The following is an 18,680-nucleotide window of genomic DNA, read 5'->3' as shown; positions in this document are numbered from 1 at the left end:
GTGACGACGCTGTCCCGTACTCTCCGCGCGGTTGTCCTGGTCGCCGCCGTGGTCCTGGGGTTCGCGACTCCCGTGTCCACCGCTGTCGCCGCGCCCGCGGCGGCCTTCAAGGTCCTGGTGTTCTCCAAGACCACCGGCTTCCGGCACGACTCCATCCCCGCCGGGATCGCCGCGATCCGGCAATTGGGCCAGCAGAACGACTTCACGGTCGACGCCACCGAGGACGACGCGAAGTTCACCGACGCCGGCCTGGCCCCGTACGCCGCCGTGATCTTCCTGTCCACGACCGGCGACCCGGTCGGCACGCAGGCCGGGAAGGACGCCTTCCGGCGGTACATCGAGCACGGTGGCGGGTTCGCCGGCATCCACGCCGCGTCCGACAGCGGGTACGACTGGGCCTGGTACGGCCAGCTCGTCGGCGCGTACTTCAAGCAACATCCCGCGCAGCAGAACGCCGTTGTCAAGGTCGAAGACCAGAACCACCCGTCGACGCAGGGGCTTCCGGCCCAGTACACCCACTACGACGAGTGGTACGACTTCCGGGCCAACCCGCGCTCGTCGGTCCACGTTCTGACCACTGTGGACGAATCCAGTTACTCGGGTGCCACGATGGGCGCGGACCACCCGACCACGTGGTGCCACGACTTCGACGGCGGCCGTGCCTGGTACACCGGCATGGGGCACACCAACGAGAGCTTCAGCGAGCCGAACTTCCTGCACCTGCTGCTGGGCGGGATCCGGACCGCGGCCGGGGCGGTCGCAGCGGACTGCTCGGTCACAACCACGCCGCCACCGTCGGGCAAGCAGATCGTGGGTGCGCAGTCGGGCCGGTGCGTGGAGGTGCCGAACGCTTCGACGGCGAACGGCACGCAGGTGCAGCTGCGCGACTGCGTGGCAGGCCAGGCGAACCAGACGTGGACCTACACCAACGGCAAGCAGCTGACGGTCTACGGGAACAAGTGCCTGGACGCGTCCGGCCGGGGAACGGCCAACGGCACGCCGGTGATCATCTGGGACTGCACCGGGCAGCCCAATCAGCAGTGGAATGTTAACGCGAACACGATCACCGGTGTCCAGTCGAACCTCTGCGTGGACGCCTCCGGCCGCGGCACGGCCAACGGCACGAAGATCATCCTGTGGTCCTGCGGCGGGCAGGCCAACCAGCAATGGACCCTGCGGTGAACCGCCCACCGTCCGCCTCGAGGAGACCCGTCATGTCCGGATTTTCCGCGCTGCGCCGCGGCGCGCTGGCAGTGGCCGGAATCCTGGCCGTCGCCCTGGTTCCGGTGCTCACGACCCCCGTAGACGCTGCCGCCCCGGCCGCCGCTGCGGCGCTGCCGCCGGACTCGAAGTTCCAGAAGGTCACGCTGCACACCGAGACGTCCAACCCGATGGCGCTGGACGTGGCCCCGGACGGCCGGGTGTTCTACATCGACCGGCTCGGGGACGTGAAGGTCGTCAAGCCCAACGGCACCGCGGTCCTCGCGACGCACCTGAACGTGTTCACGGCCAACGAGTCCGGTGGGCTCAACATCGCGGTCGACCCGGGATTCGCGGCCAACCAATGGGTGTACGTCTACTACTCCCCGAACAACGCCGGCAACGTCGACCGGCTGAGCCGGTTCACCGTCAGCGGCGACACGATCGACCAGTCGACCGAGAAGGTCGTGCTGGACGTGCCGGTGCAGCGCGCCGAATGCTGCCACCACGGCGCGGGCCTGGTCATCGACAAGAAGAACGGGAACCTGTGGTTGTCGCTGGGGGACAACACCAACCCGTTCGCTTCCGATGGTTACAGCCCGCTCGACCAGCGCTCCGGGCGCGCGTACTGGGACGCCGAGCGCACCGCGGGCAACACCAACAGCCTGTCCGGCAAGGTCCTGCGGATCCACCCGGAGACCAACGGCACCTACACGATCCCCTCGGGCAACCTGTTCGCGCCCGGCACGGCGAACACACGCCCGGAGATCTACACGATGGGTGAGCGCAACCCGTTCCGGATGGGCCTCGACCCGAAGACCGGCTACCCCCTGGTCGCCAACTACGGCCCGGATGCGCCGAACGCCAGCTCGAGCCGCGGCCCGCAGAACACCGTGGAATGGGACGTCGTCAGCAAGCCCGGCAACGCCGGCTGGCCCTTCTGCGTCGGCCCCAACCTGGCCTACAACCAGTACAACTTCGCCACCGGCGCGTCCGGCGCGCAGTTCGACTGCGCCGGCGGCCCCACCAACAGCTCGCCCAACAACACCGGCCTGACCAAGCTGCCCCCGGCCATCCCGGCCCAGGTGTACTACCACTACCAGGCCGACTCGGCGCACTTCCCGCAGCTGTCCGGCGGGGCGCCGATGGCCGGGCCGGTCTACCGGTACGACGCCAATCTCGCCTCCACCCGCAAGTGGCCGGTGGACTTCGACGGCCGCGCGGTCTTCGCCGAGTGGAACACCAGCTCGATGTACACCTTCCAGCTCGACAGCGGCGGCACGAACGTCACCTCGATCGACCCGCTGCTGCCGTCGGTGAAGTTCAACCGGCCGATGGACTTCAAGTTCGGCCCGGACGGCGCGCTCTACGTCGTCGAGTGGGGCACCGGCTACGGCGGCGGCAACAGCGACGCGTCGATCGTCCGGGTCGACTACCTCGGCGGCGGCTCGGCCGCGCCGGTCGCGAAGGCCACCGCGGACCGCACCAGCGGTCCCGCGCCGCTCACCGTGACCTTCTCGAGCGCCGGCTCGACCGACCCGGGCGGATCCACGCTGCGGTACAGCTGGAACTTCGGGGACGGCACGACGTCCACCGCGGCGAACCCCAGCCACACCTACGCCGCCGGCAACTACAGCGCCGTGCTCACCGTGACGAACGCGGCCGGCGCCACCGCGACCGCGAGCGTCGCCGTCACCTCGGGCAACACCGCGCCGGCACTCACCATCACCACCCCGCCGACCGGCGGGCTGTTCGACTGGGGCGACAAGGTGAACTTCGCCGTCACGGTCACCGATCCGGAGGACGGCACGATCGACTGCTCGCAGGTGACCGTCCAGGCCTACCTCGGGCACGACGAACACGGGCACCCGCTCGAGCAGTACCACGGGTGCACCGCCCAGGTGCAGACCACGCTTTCGTCGGGGCACAGCGAGAACGACAACCTCTTCTACGTCGTGGAAGCGTCCTACACCGACAAGGGCGGGGCCGGGGGAGCCGGCCCGGTCACCGGCCGCGCCCAGGTGATCCTGCAGCCCAAGATGAAGCAGGCCGAGTTCTTCAGCGCCACCGGCCGCACCGCCGACGGGAAGGGCACCGACACCGCGGGCGTCACCGTGGAAACCGCCACCGACCCGATGGGCGGCGGCAGCAGCGCGGCGTTCGTCCAGGACGGCGACTGGTGGTCCTTCGACCCCCTCGCCCTCGACAACATCACCGGCCTGCACGTCCGGGCGTCGTCGGGTGGCTCCGGCGGCACCCTGGAAGTGCGCCGCAACGCGCCGGACGGCGCCCTGGTCACCTCCGTGCCGATCACCGGTACCGGCGGCTGGCAGACCTGGCAGGACTTCGCGGTCAGCCTGTCGAGCCCGCCCACCGGCACCGGGAAGCTCTACTTCGTGGCCCGCAACCCCTCCGGCCAGAGCGGCGCCGCTTACCTGTTCAACGTCAACTGGGTCCACTTCACCGGCTCCGGCGTCGGCCAGCCCGGCAGTTCGGCGTCCGGCAGGCAGATCGTCGGGACGCCGTCCGGCCGGTGCGTGGAGGTGCCGAACTCGTCGACGGCCAACGGGACCCAGGTGCAGCTGCGGGACTGCGGCAGCCAGGCCACCAACCAGCAATGGACCTACACCAGCGGAAAGCAGCTGATGGTGTACGGCAACAAGTGCCTGGACGCGTCCGGCCAGGGCACGGCCAACGGCACGCAGGTGATCATCTGGGACTGCCACAACCAGGTGAACCAGCAGTGGAACGTCAACAGCAACGGCACCATCACCGGCGTCCAGTCGGGCCTGTGCGTCGATGCGAACGCCCAGGGCACGGCGAACGGCACAAAAGTCATCCTCTGGTCCTGCGGCGGCCAGGCCAACCAGCAATGGAGCCTGCGGTGAAACGTCTGCTCGTGTTCCTTCTGCTGCTGCCCCTCGCCGTCACCGGAATGGTCCTGACCGCCGGTCCGGCCGCGGCCGCCGCGTTGACCCGCGTCACCGGGTTCGGCGCCAACCCGACCAACCTCGGCATGTACCTGTACGTGCCGGACAACGTGGCGCCGAAGCCGGCCCTGCTCGTATTGGTGCACTACTGCAGTGGTTCGGCGAGCGCGATCTTCAACGGCAACGGGCACGACTACGCGACGGCGGCCGACCGCTACGGCTACCTCGTCGTTGTGCCCGAGGCCACCCGGGACGGCCACTGCTTCGACGTGTCCACCAAGGCGGGCCTGACGCGTGACGGCGGCAGTGACACCACCGGCATCATGGCGATGGTGGCCTGGACCCGCCAGCACTACAACGTGGACCCGGGCCGGATCGTGGTGAGCGGCTTCTCTTCGGGCGCGATGATGACGAACGTCCTGGCCGCGCAGTACCCGGACGTCTTCGCCGCCGGATCGGCGTTCTCGGGCGTGCCCGCGGGCTGCTTCGCGACCACCGACGGCTCGCTCTGGAACAGCCAGTGTGCGGGCGGGAACGTCGTCAAGTCCGCGCAGCAGTGGGCCGATCAGGCTCATGCCATGTACCCCGGTTACGCCGGCACCTATCCCCGGATGCAGCTGTGGCACGGGAACCAGGACACCACCCTGGCGTATCCGAACTACGGTGAGGAGATCAAACAGTGGACGGCCCTGCGCGGGCTGAGCCAGACGCCGTCTTTCACAGACCACCCGCAGTCGTCCTGGACCCGCAACCGCTACGGGGACGCCGTCGAGGGCATCACCATCGCGGGTACCGGCCACACCCTGCCGCAGGCCGGGATGATCGCGTACGCCATCTCGTTCCTCGGCCTCGACGGCGGTGGCGGGCCGGCCACCGGCGGCCCGGTGCGCTCGGTGGCCGCGGGCCGGTGCCTGGACGTGCCGGGCCAGTCGACCACCCAGGGCACCCGGACCCAGGTCTGGGACTGCCACGGCGGCACGAACCAGACGTGGACGACCACCGCGGCCGGGGAGCTGACCGTCTACTCCGGTGGCACGCTGCGCTGCCTGGACGCCGAGGGCGGCAGCACCGCACCGGGCACGGCCGCGATCATCTGGGCGTGCCACGGCGGAGCCAACCAGAAGTGGCGGACCAACGCCGACGGCACCGTCACCTCGACGCAGTCGGGACTCTGCCTGGAGCTCGCGGGGGCGACCGCGAACGGCACCGCCGTCCGGCTCGGGACCTGCACCCACACGACCACCCAGTTATGGACCCGGAACTGACCGGAGGGAACCGCATCATGGCGAAGTTCAGACGGTTGTTCGTATCCGTCGCGATCGGCGCGCTGCTGGCAGCGGGCGGGACCGCCGAAGCCGCGGTGCCCGGGGAGGCGTCGACGTCGGCGGCCACTGCGGGCTGTGGCCAGGCCGCCGGGCTGGCGAGCGGCAGCCACACGATCTCCAGCGGCGGCCAGAACCGCAGTTACATCCTGCGGGTCCCGGCCAACTACGACAACACCCACCCGTACCGGCTGTTCGTCGGGCTGCACTGGCGCGGCGGTACGGCCAACGACGTCGACTCGGGCGGGACCGACGGCTACAACTGGTCCTACTACGGGCTGCGGCGGCTGGCCGACAGCGCGGGCAACAACACGATCTTCGTGGCGCCCCAAGGCAATGGCAACGGCTGGGCCAACCCCGGCGGCCAGGACGTCACGTTCATCGACGACCTGCTGAGGCAGCTCGAGACGGCGCTGTGCGTCGACACCTCGCAGGTCTTCGCGGGCGGGTTCAGCTACGGCGGGGCCATGAGCTACGCGCTCGCCTGCGCCCGGCCGACGGTCTTCCGCGCGGTCGCCGTCTACTCCGGGGCGAACCTCAGCGGGTGCAGCGGCGGCACCCAGCCCGTCGCGTACATCGGCATGCACGGCATCGGCGACAACGTTTTGCCCATCGCGTCCGGCCGTTCGCTGCGCGACCAGTTCGTCCGCAACAACGGCTGCACCGCGCAGAACCCACCGGAGCCGTCAAGCGGCAGCCGGACGCACGTCGTCACCGCCTACTCCGGCTGCCGGGCCGGGTACCCGGTGGTCTGGGCCGCGTTCGACGGCGGTCACGACCCCGGCCCGCGTGACGGGTGCACCTGCAGCGGCTGGCAGACCTGGACGTCCGGCGAGGTGTGGAAGTTCCTCACGCAGTTCGACTCGTCGACCCCGCCGGCCGGGTCGCCCGTGCAGGTCGGGGTGAACTACACCCTGGTGGCCGAGCACAGCGGCAAGCTCCTCGACGTCAGTGGTGTCTCGACCGCGGCGGGCGCGCTGCTGCAGCAGTGGACGGCCACCGGCGGGCAGAACCAGCAGTTCGACTTCCTCGACTCCGGCGACGGCTACTACCGCGTCCGGGCCCGGCACAGCGGCTTGGTGCTCCAAGTGGCCGGTACGGGCACCGGCGCGGACATCAGCCAGCAGGCCGACACCGGCGCCGCCGCCCAGCAGTGGCGGGTGACCGACCTGGGCAGCGGCGTTGTCGCCCTGGTCAATCGGCTGAGCGGCCTGACGATGGACGTCTGGGGAGCCTCGACCGCCGACGGCGCGCGGATCTCCCAGTGGACGGCCACCGGCGGGGCCAACCAGCGGTTCCGGATCCAACGCGCCTGAGGTGCCCGGCGATATCCTCGAGCGAGCCCGCAAAGACAACGACGTCTTGGGAGAGCGAACCGTGTCCTTCGCCGAGTCATCCGAACTCCGTCCGACCCTGGCCGACGTCGCCCGGGCGGCCGGGGTGTCGACCGCCACCGCGTCCCGAGTGCTCAACGGCTTCCCCCGGGTCCGGCCGAAAACCCGAAACCAGGTCGAGTCCGCGATGTCGGCTCTCGGTTACGCCCGGCAGAGAGCCGCGCGGGCGACGGCGGGGCGCACCGGGTCGGTGGCGCTGGTCGTGTGCGAGGAGGTGCTGCGGCTGTTCGCCGACCCCTACTTCGCCCGGATCTCCGCGGGCGCGGGGAGGGAGCTGACCGAGGCGGGCCTGCAGCTCGTCCTGCTCACCGTGCCCGCGACGGAGAACTACCAGGCCCCGGTGGTGCGGTACCTCGACGGCGGGCACGTCGACGGCGCCCTCGTGGTCGGGATGCACGGCCGCCGCCCGCTCGACCTGGGCTGGCTCGGCATCCCGGTGGTCTTCGGCGGCCGCCCGGTCTGCGCGCGGGAACCCGGCCGCTCCTCCTACGTCGACGTGGACAACCGCGGCGGCGCCCAGCGGGCGACCCAGCGTTTTCTCGACGCGGGCCGGCGCACGGTCGCGACCATCGCCGGACCGCAGGACATGACCGCCGGGGTGGACCGGCTGCTCGGCTACCGGCAGGCGGTGGCGGGCGCCGGCCACGGCGACCGGGGGCTGGTGGTGTTCGGGGACTTCGGCCAGGCCTCCGGCGAGCACGCCACCGCCCGGCTGCTGGACCGGCGGCCGAACGTCGACGCCATCTTCGCCGCCTCCGACATGATGGCGGTCGGCGCGATGCGGGCCCTGCGCCGCGCGGGCCGCCGGGTGCCTGGTGACGTGGCGGTCATCGGGTTCGACGACCTGCCGATCGGCCGGCGCACGGATCCGCCGCTCACCACCGTCCGCCAGCCGATCGAAGAGATGGGAGCCCGGATGACGGGCGAGCTGCTCGCGATGCTCGGCGGGTCGGCCGGGCCCCGCTGCGCAGTGCTGGACACCGAGCTCGTCGCACGCATATCGGGATGATTGATCCTCGTAGTGTTAGCGCTAACAACGGCGCTGCGGCGCCCGAAGGAGGATTCGTGACCACTCGAGTCAAGCCGGTGCGGGCCGTCCTGGTCCTGGCGGTGCTGCTGGCGGCCGCGGTGGCCGGTGCGGTACCGGCGGCCGCGGCGTCGACGTCGTTCACGAGCGCGGCGTCGGGGCGGTGCCTGACCGTGACGGGCGGTGCCGACACCCCGGGCACGGCGCTGGAGATCCGGGACTGCTCCGGCCAGGCGAGCCAGGCCTTCGAGTTCAGTTCGGCCGGGAAACTGCGGGCGCTGAACGGGACCCGGTGCGTGGACGCCTACGGCAACCAGACGGCGCCCGGGACGGCGGTGATCATCTGGTCCTGCACCGGCGGGGCGAACCAACAGTGGCGGCAGAACTCCGACGGGACGATCACCGGGGTCCAGTCCGGGCTGTGCCTGGACGTGAACGGGGCCGGGACGGCCAACGGCACCACGGTCATCCTGTGGACCTGCCACGGCCAGAGCAACCAGCGGTGGACCACCGGGACGCAGCCGTCCGGCACGGGCCCGTGCGACATCTACGCGTCGGGCGGCACGCCGTGCATCGCCGCGCACAGCACGGTGCGCGCGTTGTACGGCTCCTACAACGGGAACCTGTACCAGGTCCGGCGCGCGTCCGACAACACCACCCGGAACATCGCCACGGATGCGGGGGTCGCGGATTCCTTCTGCGCCGGCACTTCCTGCGTCATCACGGTGGTCTACGACCAGTCCGGGCGGGGGAACGACCTCTGGTACCAGGGGTCGAGCGTGGTTCCGGGCTCCAGCCAGAGCAGCCCGGCGAAGGCGACGACGGAGTCGCTCACGGTCGGCGGCCGGAAGGCGTATTCGCTGTACGTCAACCCGGGCAACAGCTACTGGCGCGACGGTCACCTGACCGGCGTGCCCACCGGCAGCGCACCCGAGGGCATGTACATGGTGACCAGCGGAACGCACGTCAACAGCGGCTGCTGTTTCGACTACGGCAACAGTGAGACGACCCGCAAGGCCGACGCGGCCGGTGCCATGGACGCGCTCAACTTCGGCAAGCAGTGCTGGTTCGGCGGGTGCTCCGGCACCGGTCCGTGGGTGCAGGCCGACCTCGAATGGGGGCTTTACCCCGGCGGCAGTCAGACGTGGAACCCGAACCAGCGGGCGTTCACCAGCAAGTTCGTCACGGCGGTCCTGAAGAACAACGGGACGTCCCGATTCGCCATCAAGGGCAGCGACGCCCAGTCCGGCGGCCTGACCACGCTGTGGGACGGCGGGCTCCCGAGCGGGTACAGCCCGATGAAGAAGCAGGGCGCGATCGTCCTGGGCAGCGGCGGCGACTGCTGCAAGCCCGGCGGCGGCGCGAACCTGAGCGCCGGGACGTTCTACGAAGGAGCGATGGTCGCGGGTTATCCGTCCGACGCGACCGAGAACGCGGTGCAGGCCAACGTCGTGGCCGCCGGTTACCGCTGAGCTTCATCCCGGGGAGAGCCGGACGCCCGAGCCGTCAGGGAACGGCTCGGGCGTCCGGCTTTCCGCCTTCGGGGCGGTAGCGCTCAGGTGCGGCTCCACCGCTGGTTCGGCTGTCCGTTGCAGGACCACAGGATCGTGTGGGTCCCGTTGGCGGTGGCCGCGCCTTCGGCGTCCAGGCACAGTCCGGAGTGGACGTTGCGAACCGAGCCGTCCGCACCCGACGTCCATTTCTGGTTGTCCTGCCCGGTGCACGGTGTGCTCGTCACCCGCGCCCCGCTGGTGGCGCCGTTGAGGCACTTGTCGCCGAACACGCGGATCTCGCCGTTGTCCCAGGTGGTCCACAGCTGGTTCGCCGCGGTCTGGCAGTCCCAGAGCAGCGTGCCGGCGCCGGCGGCCGTCGAGGCGTTGTCGACGTCGAGACAGCGGCCGGAGCCCGCGCCGCGCAGCCGTGACGTCGTCGCGGCCAGCGGAGAACCACCCGATACCCGGTACGCCGCAACACCGTGCGCGGGCACGCTCGCGCCGATCGCCCCGCCGGTCGTGGACGTCGCGCCGGTCCACACGTCGGTCAGGGTGAACGCCGTGCCGGAGAGCCCGATCTGCGCGGCGGTCGTGCTGACGGTGGCCGTCCCGCTCCCGCGGTTGAGCAACCCGACCGCGACCGACCCGTCGGCCAGCGGCTTGGCGAAGACCTCGGCGTTGCCGTCGTCACGCACCCGGCGGCCCCCGGCGCCGAGCCGGTCCTGGTCGACCGCCAGTAGCCGGGGGTTCCTCAGCACCGCGCTGATGTCGGCCGACATCGTGCGGATGTCGTTGCCCGCCATCAGCGGCGCGGCCGTGAGCGCCCACAGGGCGAAGTGCGCGCGGGACTCGGTCAGCGACAGCCCGGGCCGGCCGACCACGAGCATGTCCGGGTCGTTCCAGTGCCCCGGGCCGGCCTGGGCGGCCAGCGGGGCGGTGACGTCGAGGACGTTGCCGACACCCATCGGGTAGCTGTTGGTGTTGCCGTTCTGCCAGATGTCCAGCAGGTCTTCGGTGGTGCGCCAGAGGTCCGCGACCTGGCCCCAGTCGTACTTGTCACCGGTGATGGCGTGGTAGCTGTTGGGGTTGATGCTGTAGACGATCGGGCGGCCGGTGGCCCGCACCGCGTCCCGCATGATCGTGAACCGGGCGACCTGCTCGTCGCGCGTGCCGGCGGGGGAGCACCAGTCGTACTTCAGGTAGTCCACGCCCCAGGACGCGAAGGTGGCGGCGTCCTGGACCTCGTGCCCCGCACTGCCGGTGGACCCGGGGTAGGTGCCGGTCCGCTGGGCGCAGGTGCGGTCGGTCGGCACCTGGTAGATGCCGAACTTCAGGCCGCGGCCGTGGATGTAGTCGCCCAGCGCCTTCATGCCGCTGGGGAACTTCGACGAGCTGGCGCGCAGAGCGCCTGAGGAGTCGCGTTGCGGGTCGAACCAGCAGTCGTCGACCACAACGTACTGGTAGCCCGCGTCCTTCATCCCGGACGAGACCATCGCGTCGGCGGCCTGGCGGATCGCGGTCTCGGTGACGCCGCAGCCGAAGCTGTTCCAGCTGTTCCATCCCAGTGGCGGGGTGAGCGCCGGACTGCCGGGCGCGGCCGCGGCGGACGGTGTCACGCCCAGCGCGCACAGCAGCGCGACGCCCAGGGTGAGGGTGCGCCGGCGTCGGACGGTTGTCGAAGCGGCTTTCACGGGTGCTCCTTCGGTTCGGTCACCGTTGCTCGCGCTCCGAGGCCAGGCGAGAAGCAGTGTGGCACGGCGATGTTCACGCTCACAAGCATTCGCCGCGGTGCCTGAAAGTTTCACCTGCCCCGTGCGGTCCACGCTGGGGTTTCGCCGCGTTTCCCGATTGGTTTCGCCACCGGGGTTGACCCTCGGCTTCGGGTGAGCCTAGACAGATCTTGTTAGCGCTAACTCAATACCGGAGCCGAGGAGGCTTTCCCGCCATGCCCGAGTTCAGCCGTCGCACGATGCTGGGTCTGATCACGGTGAGCGGCGCGGCGACGGCCGGCCTCCTGCGCGGCGGAGCCGCGTGGGCCACCGCCGGTCCCAGCAGTTACACACCGAGCTGGTCGTCGGTCGACCAGCACCCGCCCGCGGCGGAATGGTTCCAGGACGCCAAGTTCGGCATCTACTTCCACTGGGGCGTCTTCAGCGTCCCCGCGTTCGGCAACGAGTGGTACCCGCGGAACATGTACGTCGGGGGATCGGTGGAGAACAACCACCACAAGGCCGTGTACGGCGACCCGTCGGCGTGGCCCTACCACAACTTCGTCAACGGAGCCCGGGACAAAGCGGGCAACTGGGTGCAGTTCGCGCCGAAGCTCAAGTCCGCGGGCGGGAGCTTCGACCCGGCGGAGTGGGCGCAGCTCTTCGCCGACGCGGGTGCCAAGTTTGCCGGGCCGGTCGCCGAGCATCATGACGGGTTCTCGATGTGGAACAGCGCCGTCAACGAGTGGAACTCGGTTGCCAAGGGGCCTCGGCTGGACCTGGTGCGGCTGCACGCCGACGCGATCCGCGCCCGGGGCCTGAAGTTCATGGTGTCGCTGCACCACGCCTATCACTTCACCGGCTACTACGACCACGTGCCATCGCAGTCCGACGCCAGTCTGCGCAAGCTCTACGGCCAGCTGGGCTCGGCGGCGGAGAACCAGCTCTGGTACGACAAGCTCGCCGAAGTCATCGACGGATACCAGCCGGACCTGCTCTGGCAGTACTTCAACCTCCCCCGCGTCGACGAGGCCCGGCGACTCGACTTCCTTTCGTACTACTACAACAAGGCCGTCGCGTGGAACAAGGACGTCGTCGCGACCTACAAAGACGGCTTCAACAACCGAGGCGAGGTCTTCGACTTCGAACGCGGCGGACCGGGGGACATCCAGAACCCGTACTGGCTGACCGACGACAGCATCTCCAGCTCGAGCTGGTGCTACACGACGGGAATCGGCTACTACTCGATGAAGGCGATGCTGCACTCGCTGATCGACCGCGTCAGCAAGAACGGCACCATGCTGCTGAACATCGCGCCGATGGCCGACGGCACCATCCCCTCGGGACAGCGGACGATCCTGCTCGGCATCGGCGACTACCTCGCCCGCTTCGGGGAATCCATCTACGCGACCCGCGCCTGGTCGGCCTACGGCGAAGGCCCGACGCAGATGGGCGGCGGCTCCTTCACGACGCCGCGCGAGGGCACCAACCGCGACATCCGGTTCACCCGCAGCAAGGACAACACCGTCCTGTACGCCACGGTCCTGGGCTGGCCGGGCAGCACGCTGGACATCGGGACGCTCGGCTCGGGCCGGATCAACCTCGGTTCGCTGCGGTCCGTCCAGCTGCTCGGCGCCACCGCCGGGTTGTACACCGACCTGCCCGACCGCACCCAGGACGGCTCCGGGCTGCACATCCGGCTGCCGTCGACGCCGTTCAGCGCCCCGGCGTACGTGGTGAAGCTGACGTTCTCCGGCCAGATCCCGGCCCTGGGCTCCGGCCCGCTCCCGACGAGCTGGGTGCGGATCGCGAACGTCACGACCGGTCTGGTGCTCGACAGCGGCGGGAACGTCACGGCCGGGTCGGTGCTCAAGCAGTGGTCCTACGACGGTTCGGCCAACCTGCAGTGGCAACTCGTGGACCTGGGCAGCGGCTACCACCGGATCGTCAACCGCACCAACGGCATGGTCGCCGACAGCGGCGGCCGGACCGGCAACGGCGTCAACGCCGTGCAGGCGGCCTGGACCGGGAGCGACAACCAGCAGTGGCGGCTCGCCGGGCTCGGGAACGGCCGCTACCAGATCGTCAACCGGGGCACCGGCACGGCGCTCGACGGTGCGGGCACCACCACGGCCGGCTCCCCGGTGGTCCTGTGGGCGCCGAACAGCAGCACCAACAACCAGTGGACCGTCACGGCCGTCTGACCCCTTCGTCGGAAGCGAGAACTGCCATGCCAACCCTGTTCCGGAGGGCGCGAGCCTCGATGGTCGCCGTCGTCCTCCTCGCCGGCGGTGTGGTGGCCGGTGCCGCGCCGGCCGAGGCCGCCACCTCGATCACGATCAACGGCGGATCGGCCGGCCGCACGTTCGACGGCGTCGGCGCGGTCAGCGGCGGCGGGGGCAACAGCCGGCTGCTGATCGACTACCCCGAGCCCCAGCGCGGCCAGATCCTCGACTACCTGTTCAAGCCGGGGTACGGCGCCGCGCTGCAGATCCTCAAGGTGGAGATGGGCGGGGACACCAACTCCACCAGCGGCGCGGAGCCCAGCCACGCCCACTTCCGCGGCGACCTCGACTGCAACCGCGGGTACGAGTGGTGGATCCTGGAGCAGGCCAAGGCGCGCAACCCCGGCATCAAGCTCGTGGGCCTGCCCTGGGGCGCGCCGGGCTGGATCGGCAACGGCACGTTCTTCTCCGACGACCTGACCGGCTACTACCTTTCGTGGCTCGGGTGCGCCAAGCAGCACGGGCTGACGATCGACTACCTCACGAGCGTCCAGAACGAGAAGCAGTGGAGCGCCGACTGGACCGTCACCCTCCGCAACGCGCTCAACGCCAACGGGTACAACGCCGTCAAAGTCATCTCCGGTGACTCGTGGCCGGGAGACTGGGGACCCGCGAGTGCCGTCTCGACCAACACGGCCTACCGCAACGCGACCGACGTGCTCAGCGCCCACTACACGTGCGGCTACCTCAGCGCGCAGACGTCGTGCAGTGTTCCGGCCAGCGTCACCAACACGGGCAAGACGCTGTGGTCCAGCGAGAACGGTTCCCAGGACTACAACGACGGCGCCAAGCCGTTGGCCCGTGGCATCAACCGCGTTTACCTCGACGGCAAGATGACCGCGTACCTCAACTGGGACCTCATCGCCGCCACCACGCCGAACATCCCCTGGCCGACCGTGGGCCTGGTGCTGGCCAACCAGCCGTGGTCGGGCTACTACTCGGTCGGCAAGGACGCCTGGGCCCTGGCGCACACCACGCAGTTCACCGCGCCCGGCTGGAGGTACCTCGACGCCTCCAGCGGCTACCTCGGCGGCAACCGCGCCAACGGCAGCTACGTCTCGCTGAAGTCCCCGACCACCTCCGACTACAGCACGATCATCGAGACGATGGACGCCACCTCGGCCCAGACGCTGAACCTGAACGTCACCGGCGGCCTGTCCACCGGCCAGGTGCACGTGTGGGCGACCAACCTGAACTCGAACAACCCCGCGGACCACTTCGTGCACACCACCGACATCACCCCGTCCGGCGGTGCGTTCTCCCTGACCGCTCAGCCCGGCTATCAGTACACGATCACGACCACCACCGGGCAGGGCAAGGGCACCGCGACCAGCCCGGCACAGGGGTCGCTGAACCTGCCCTACAGCGACAACTTCGACGGGTACGCGAAGGGCAAGGAAGCCAAGTACCTGATGGACATGGAGGGCGCCTTCGAGACGTCGTCGTGTGGCGCCGGCCGCTCCGGCACGTGCGTGCGCCAGGCCGCGCCGCAGAAGACGATCCCCTGGAAGAAGTTCGTCGATCCCTACGCCCTGCTGGGCAATGTGGCCTGGAGCAACTACACGGTCAACGCGGACGTGCTGCTGGAGAAGGCCGGGTACGTCGAGCTGCTCGGCCGCGTCGGCTCGCAGGACACGGGCAACCAGGGTGCGGTGAACGCCTACTACCTGCGCGTCAGCGATACCGGCGCGTGGTCGATCCGGCGCAACAACACCAGCCAGCAGGTCACCACGCTGCGCAGCGGCACGACGACCGCGCTCGGCACCAACAGCTGGCACAAGCTGTCACTGGGCTTCTCCGGCAGCACCATCACCGCTTCCGTGGACGGCGCCGTGCTCGGGACGGTCACCGACAGCACCCTCCCGGCCGGCCAGGCCGGGATCGGCACGAGCACGGGGGAGACCGCCCAGTTCGACAACCTCGCCGTGACGGGCTCGGGCGGCGGGTCGACCTCCGTGCTGCGCAACACGGCTTCGAGCCGCTGCCTCGATGTCCCGAGCGCGTCGCAGACCAACGGCACCCAGGTGACGTTGTGGGACTGCAACGGCGGCGGCAACCAGCAGTGGACGCTCACCTCCGGCAAGCAGCTCCAGGTGTACGGCGCCAAGTGCCTCGACGCCGAGGGCGCGAGCACGGCGGCCGGCACCCGGGTGATCATCTGGGACTGCACGGGCGGCACCAACCAGCAATGGAACGCCAACACCGACGGCACGATCACCGGCGTCCCATCAGGACTGTGCCTCGGCCCGAGCGGCACCGGGAACAGCGCACCGGTGACCCTGCAGGCTTGCACAGGCAGCAGCGCCCAGAAGTGGACCCGAAGCTGACCGCATCCCCGACCGGACAAAGGAGTTCGCTCATGACCCCACGATGGAAAAGGTCGCTTCGGACCGCGGGAGCCGCGATAGTGCTTGCCGCGGGCGCGCTGGCCGGCCCGGCCGCGCCGGCGCAGGCCGCCACGCAAGGACCGTGCGACCTCTACGCCGCCGGCAGCACGCCCTGCGTCGCCGCGCATTCCACCACCCGCGCACTGTACGGCTCGTACAACGGAGCCCTGTACCAAGTCCGGCGGTCCTCCGACAACACGACGCGGGACGTCGGCGTCCTGAGCGCCGGCGGTGTCGCGAACGCCGCGACCCAGGATTCCTTCTGCAGCGGCACGACGTGCCTGATCACCGTCATCTACGACCAGTCCGGCCGCGGCAACCACCTCACGCAGGCCCCGCCCGGCGGGTTCTCCGGCCCGGCGGCCGGTGGGTACGACAACCTGGCCAACGCGACCGCCGCCCCGATCACCATCGGCGGCCAGCGTGCCTACGGCGTCTTCGTGGCTCCCGGAACCGGCTACCGCAACAACAACGCCACCGGCACCGCGACCGGCGACCAGCCGGAGGGCATGTACGCGATCTTCGACGGCACGCACTACAACGGCGGCTGCTGCTTCGACTACGGCAACGCCGAGCGCAACAGCCGGGACAACGGCAACGGCACGATGGAGGCCATCTACTTCGGCAACATCAAGGTCTGGGGCTACGGCGCCGGGAACGGCCCGTGGATCATGGCGGACCTCGAGAACGGCCTGTTCTCCGGAATCAACCAGCGCTACAACGCCAACGACCCCAGCATCAGCCACCGCTACCTGACCGCCATCATCAAGGGTGCGCCCAACCACTGGGCGATCCGCGGCGGCAACGCGCAGTCCGGCGGCCTGTCCACCTTCTACGACGGTGCCCGCCCCAACGTGTCCGGGTACAACCCGATGCGCAAGGAAGGCGCGATCATCCTCGGCACCGGGGGTGACAACAGCATCGGCTCCGCGGGCACCTTCTACGAGGGCGTGATGACGTCGGGCTACCCGTCGGACGCCACCGAGAACGCGGTGCAGGCGAACATCACCGCCGCCGGCTACGGCACCGGCGGCAGCGGCACCAGCACGGGGCCGCTGCACGCGGTGGGCGCCGGCAAGTGCCTCGACATCCCGGGCTCCACCACGACGGCCGGCACCCAGCTGCAGATCTACAGCTGCAGCGGCCAGGCGAACCAGACGTGGACCCGCACGTCGTCGAACCAGCTGACGGCCACCGTCGGCGGGCAGACGCTCTGCCTGGACGCCTCGGGCAACGGGACCAGTGCCGGGACGAAGGTGGTGACCTGGTCCTGCAACGGCGGGGCCAACCAGCAGTGGACCGTCAACTCGAACGGCACGGTCACCGGTGGGCAGTCCGGCCTGTGCCTGGACGTGACGAGCGCGTCCACGGCCAATGGCGCCCTGGTCGAGCTGTGGACCTGCAACGGCGGCAGCAACCAGCAGTGGACGCTGGGCTAGGACCTTCGACGACGGAACGAGGTTTGTCATGACTTCCAGTCCATCCCGCTGGCGGACCGCGCTCGCCACCACGGCGACCGCCGGTCTCGCGGCGAGCGCCCTGGTGCTGTTCCCCGGCACCGCCGGAGCGGCGAGCACACTCGGGGCCGCGGCGGCGCAGAGCGGAAGGTACTTCGGCGCCGCGATCTCCACGAGCCACCTCGGCGAGTCGGCCTACGTGAACACCTGGACGGCGGAGCACAACGGCGTCACCCCGGAAAACGAGATGAAGTGGGCCACGGTCGAGCCGAACCGCAACCAGTTCAACTTCGGGCCGGGGGAGCAGATCGTCAGCCAGGGCCGCGGCAAAGGAATGAAGATCCGCGGGCACACACTGGTGTGGCACGGGCAGCTGGCCGGGTGGGTGAGCGGGCTGGACGCGAGCAACCTGCGCTCGGCGATGCTGAACCACATCAGCCAGGTGGCCGGCCACTGGAAGGGCCAGCTCTACGCGTGGGACGTCGTCAACGAGGCGTTCGAGGAGAACGGCACCCGCCGGCAGTCGGTGTTCCAGCAGAAGCTCGGTGACGGTTACATCGAGGACGCGTTCCGCGCGGCTCGCACCGCCGACCCGAACGCCAAGCTCTGCTACAACGACTACAACACCGACGGCGTCAACGCGAAGAGCACCGGGATCTACAACATGGTCCGGGACTTCAAGAGCCGCGGTGTGCCGATCGACTGCGTGGGCTTCCAGAGCCACCTCGGCTCGAACTCCAACCTCGGCAGCTACCAGACGAACCTCCAGCGCTTCGCCGACCTCGGCGTCGACGTGCAGATCACCGAGCTGGACGTCGGCGGCTCGGGGTCAGGTCAGGCCAACGTGTTCCGCCAGGTCGCGCAGGCCTGCATGGCGGTCTCGCGCTGCACCGGCATCACGGCCTGGGGTGTCACGGACAAGTACTCGTGGCGTTCGGGCGACACCCCGCTGCTGTTCGACGGCAACTACGGCAAGAAGCAGGCCTACACCGCCGTCCTCGACGTGCTCAACAGCGGTGGTGGCGGCGGTAACGGCGCGGTGCGTGCCGTGGCCGCGAACCGGTGCCTGGACGTGCCCAGCTCGTCGACCACCGCCGGCACCGCGCTGGCGATCTGGGACTGCCACGGCGGGGCGAACCAGCAGTGGACCCGCACGAGCGCCGGGGCGCTGACCGTCTACTCCGGTGGTTCGCAGCGGTGCCTGGACACCGCGGGTGGCGGGACGGCCGCCGGCACCGCGGCGGTGATCGCGAACTGCACCGGCGGGAACGGCCAGAAGTGGGCGTCGAACGGCAACGGCACCATCACGAACGGCCAGTCCGGCCTGTGCCTGGACGTCATCGGCGCCGCGACGGCCAACGGGACCGCCGTGATCATCTGGACCTGCAACGGCGGGGCCAACCAGCAGTGGACCGGACCGGCGACCTAGGAAGGGGCACCACCTGCTGACCGCATCGAGGCCCCGAAGCACTCTCC

General features: G+C 70.0%; 11 protein-coding genes. 10 read left to right on the top strand and 1 reads right to left on the bottom strand.

The window, feature by feature from the left end; genetic code table 11:
* The 6 genes from ACIA5G_RS14620 (at position 1) to ACIA5G_RS14595 (ending at position 9,345) form a co-directional block, all read left to right on the top strand.
* Complete coding sequence (locus ACIA5G_RS14620) at positions 1-1,182, top strand: ThuA domain-containing protein (RefSeq protein WP_395923364.1); 1,182 nt, start codon at positions 1-3, stop codon at positions 1,180-1,182.
* Between the two features lie 32 nt (positions 1,183-1,214).
* On the top strand, positions 1,215-4,088 hold the full coding sequence (locus ACIA5G_RS14615) for a PQQ-dependent sugar dehydrogenase (RefSeq protein WP_395923363.1): 2,874 nt from the start codon (positions 1,215-1,217) through the stop codon (positions 4,086-4,088).
* Complete coding sequence (locus ACIA5G_RS14610; protein WP_395923362.1) at positions 4,085-5,395, top strand: PHB depolymerase family esterase; 1,311 nt, start codon at positions 4,085-4,087, stop codon at positions 5,393-5,395. The genes ACIA5G_RS14615 and ACIA5G_RS14610 overlap by 4 nt, the downstream gene beginning before the upstream one ends.
* 17 nt (positions 5,396-5,412) lie before the next feature.
* Positions 5,413-6,768: an RICIN domain-containing protein gene (locus tag ACIA5G_RS14605; RefSeq protein ID WP_395923361.1), complete on the top strand. Its 1,356-nt coding sequence runs from the start codon at positions 5,413-5,415 to the stop codon at positions 6,766-6,768.
* A 61-nt stretch (positions 6,769-6,829) separates the two neighbouring features.
* Entirely contained in the window at positions 6,830-7,855 is a 1,026-nt protein-coding gene (locus ACIA5G_RS14600; RefSeq protein ID WP_395923360.1) for a LacI family DNA-binding transcriptional regulator, read from the top strand.
* Between the two features lie 56 nt (positions 7,856-7,911).
* Positions 7,912-9,345 carry an arabinofuranosidase catalytic domain-containing protein gene (locus tag ACIA5G_RS14595; RefSeq protein WP_395923359.1) on the top strand — a complete coding sequence of 478 codons (1,434 nt, stop codon included), beginning with the start codon at positions 7,912-7,914 and terminating at the stop codon, positions 9,343-9,345.
* Between the two features lie 83 nt (positions 9,346-9,428).
* Here the strand turns inward: ACIA5G_RS14595 and ACIA5G_RS14590 are convergent, their stop codons facing one another.
* Positions 9,429-11,057, bottom strand: a complete 1,629-nt coding sequence (locus ACIA5G_RS14590; protein WP_395923358.1) for a glycoside hydrolase family 27 protein — start codon at positions 11,055-11,057, stop codon at positions 9,429-9,431.
* A 254-nt stretch (positions 11,058-11,311) separates the two neighbouring features.
* Here ACIA5G_RS14590 and ACIA5G_RS14585 point away from each other — a divergent pair, with 254 nt between their 5' ends.
* Genes ACIA5G_RS14585 through ACIA5G_RS14570 form a run of 4 tightly spaced genes read left to right on the top strand, consistent with a single transcriptional unit; the run spans position 11,312 to position 18,633 of the window.
* Entirely contained in the window at positions 11,312-13,279 is a 1,968-nt protein-coding gene (locus tag ACIA5G_RS14585) for an alpha-L-fucosidase (protein WP_395923357.1), read from the top strand.
* 26 nt (positions 13,280-13,305) lie between these two features.
* Positions 13,306-15,687 carry a ricin-type beta-trefoil lectin domain protein gene (locus ACIA5G_RS14580; protein WP_395923356.1) on the top strand — a complete coding sequence of 794 codons (2,382 nt, stop codon included), beginning with the start codon at positions 13,306-13,308 and terminating at the stop codon, positions 15,685-15,687.
* Positions 15,688-15,719: 32 nt separating this feature from the next.
* Positions 15,720-17,186: an arabinofuranosidase catalytic domain-containing protein gene (locus ACIA5G_RS14575; protein ID WP_395923355.1), complete on the top strand. Its 1,467-nt coding sequence runs from the start codon at positions 15,720-15,722 to the stop codon at positions 17,184-17,186.
* A gap of 28 nt (positions 17,187-17,214) precedes the next feature.
* Positions 17,215-18,633 (top strand): endo-1,4-beta-xylanase, encoded by a 1,419-nt coding sequence (locus ACIA5G_RS14570; protein ID WP_395923354.1) that lies wholly within the window; start codon positions 17,215-17,217, stop codon positions 18,631-18,633.
* Positions 18,634-18,680: the final 47 nt, after the last annotated feature.

This window comes from Amycolatopsis sp. NPDC051758 (genome assembly GCF_044453095.1).
In the GTDB taxonomy this organism is placed as follows: Bacteria; Actinomycetota; Actinomycetes; order Mycobacteriales; family Pseudonocardiaceae; genus Amycolatopsis.
Note: the sequence above shows the minus strand (reverse complement) of the source record. Positions and strands in the feature narration are given on the sequence as shown.

Coding starts and splice junctions, on each gene's coding strand:
- ACIA5G_RS14615 (WP_395923363.1), top strand. CDS start 1,215: ATGTCCGGATTTTCCGCGCTGCGCCGCGGCGCGCTGGCAGTGGCCGGA.
- ACIA5G_RS14580 (WP_395923356.1), top strand. CDS start 13,306: ATGCCAACCCTGTTCCGGAGGGCGCGAGCCTCGATGGTCGCCGTCGTC.
- ACIA5G_RS14575 (WP_395923355.1), top strand. CDS start 15,720: ATGACCCCACGATGGAAAAGGTCGCTTCGGACCGCGGGAGCCGCGATA.
- ACIA5G_RS14605 (WP_395923361.1), top strand. CDS start 5,413: ATGGCGAAGTTCAGACGGTTGTTCGTATCCGTCGCGATCGGCGCGCTG.
- ACIA5G_RS14570 (WP_395923354.1), top strand. CDS start 17,215: ATGACTTCCAGTCCATCCCGCTGGCGGACCGCGCTCGCCACCACGGCG.
- ACIA5G_RS14585 (WP_395923357.1), top strand. CDS start 11,312: ATGCCCGAGTTCAGCCGTCGCACGATGCTGGGTCTGATCACGGTGAGC.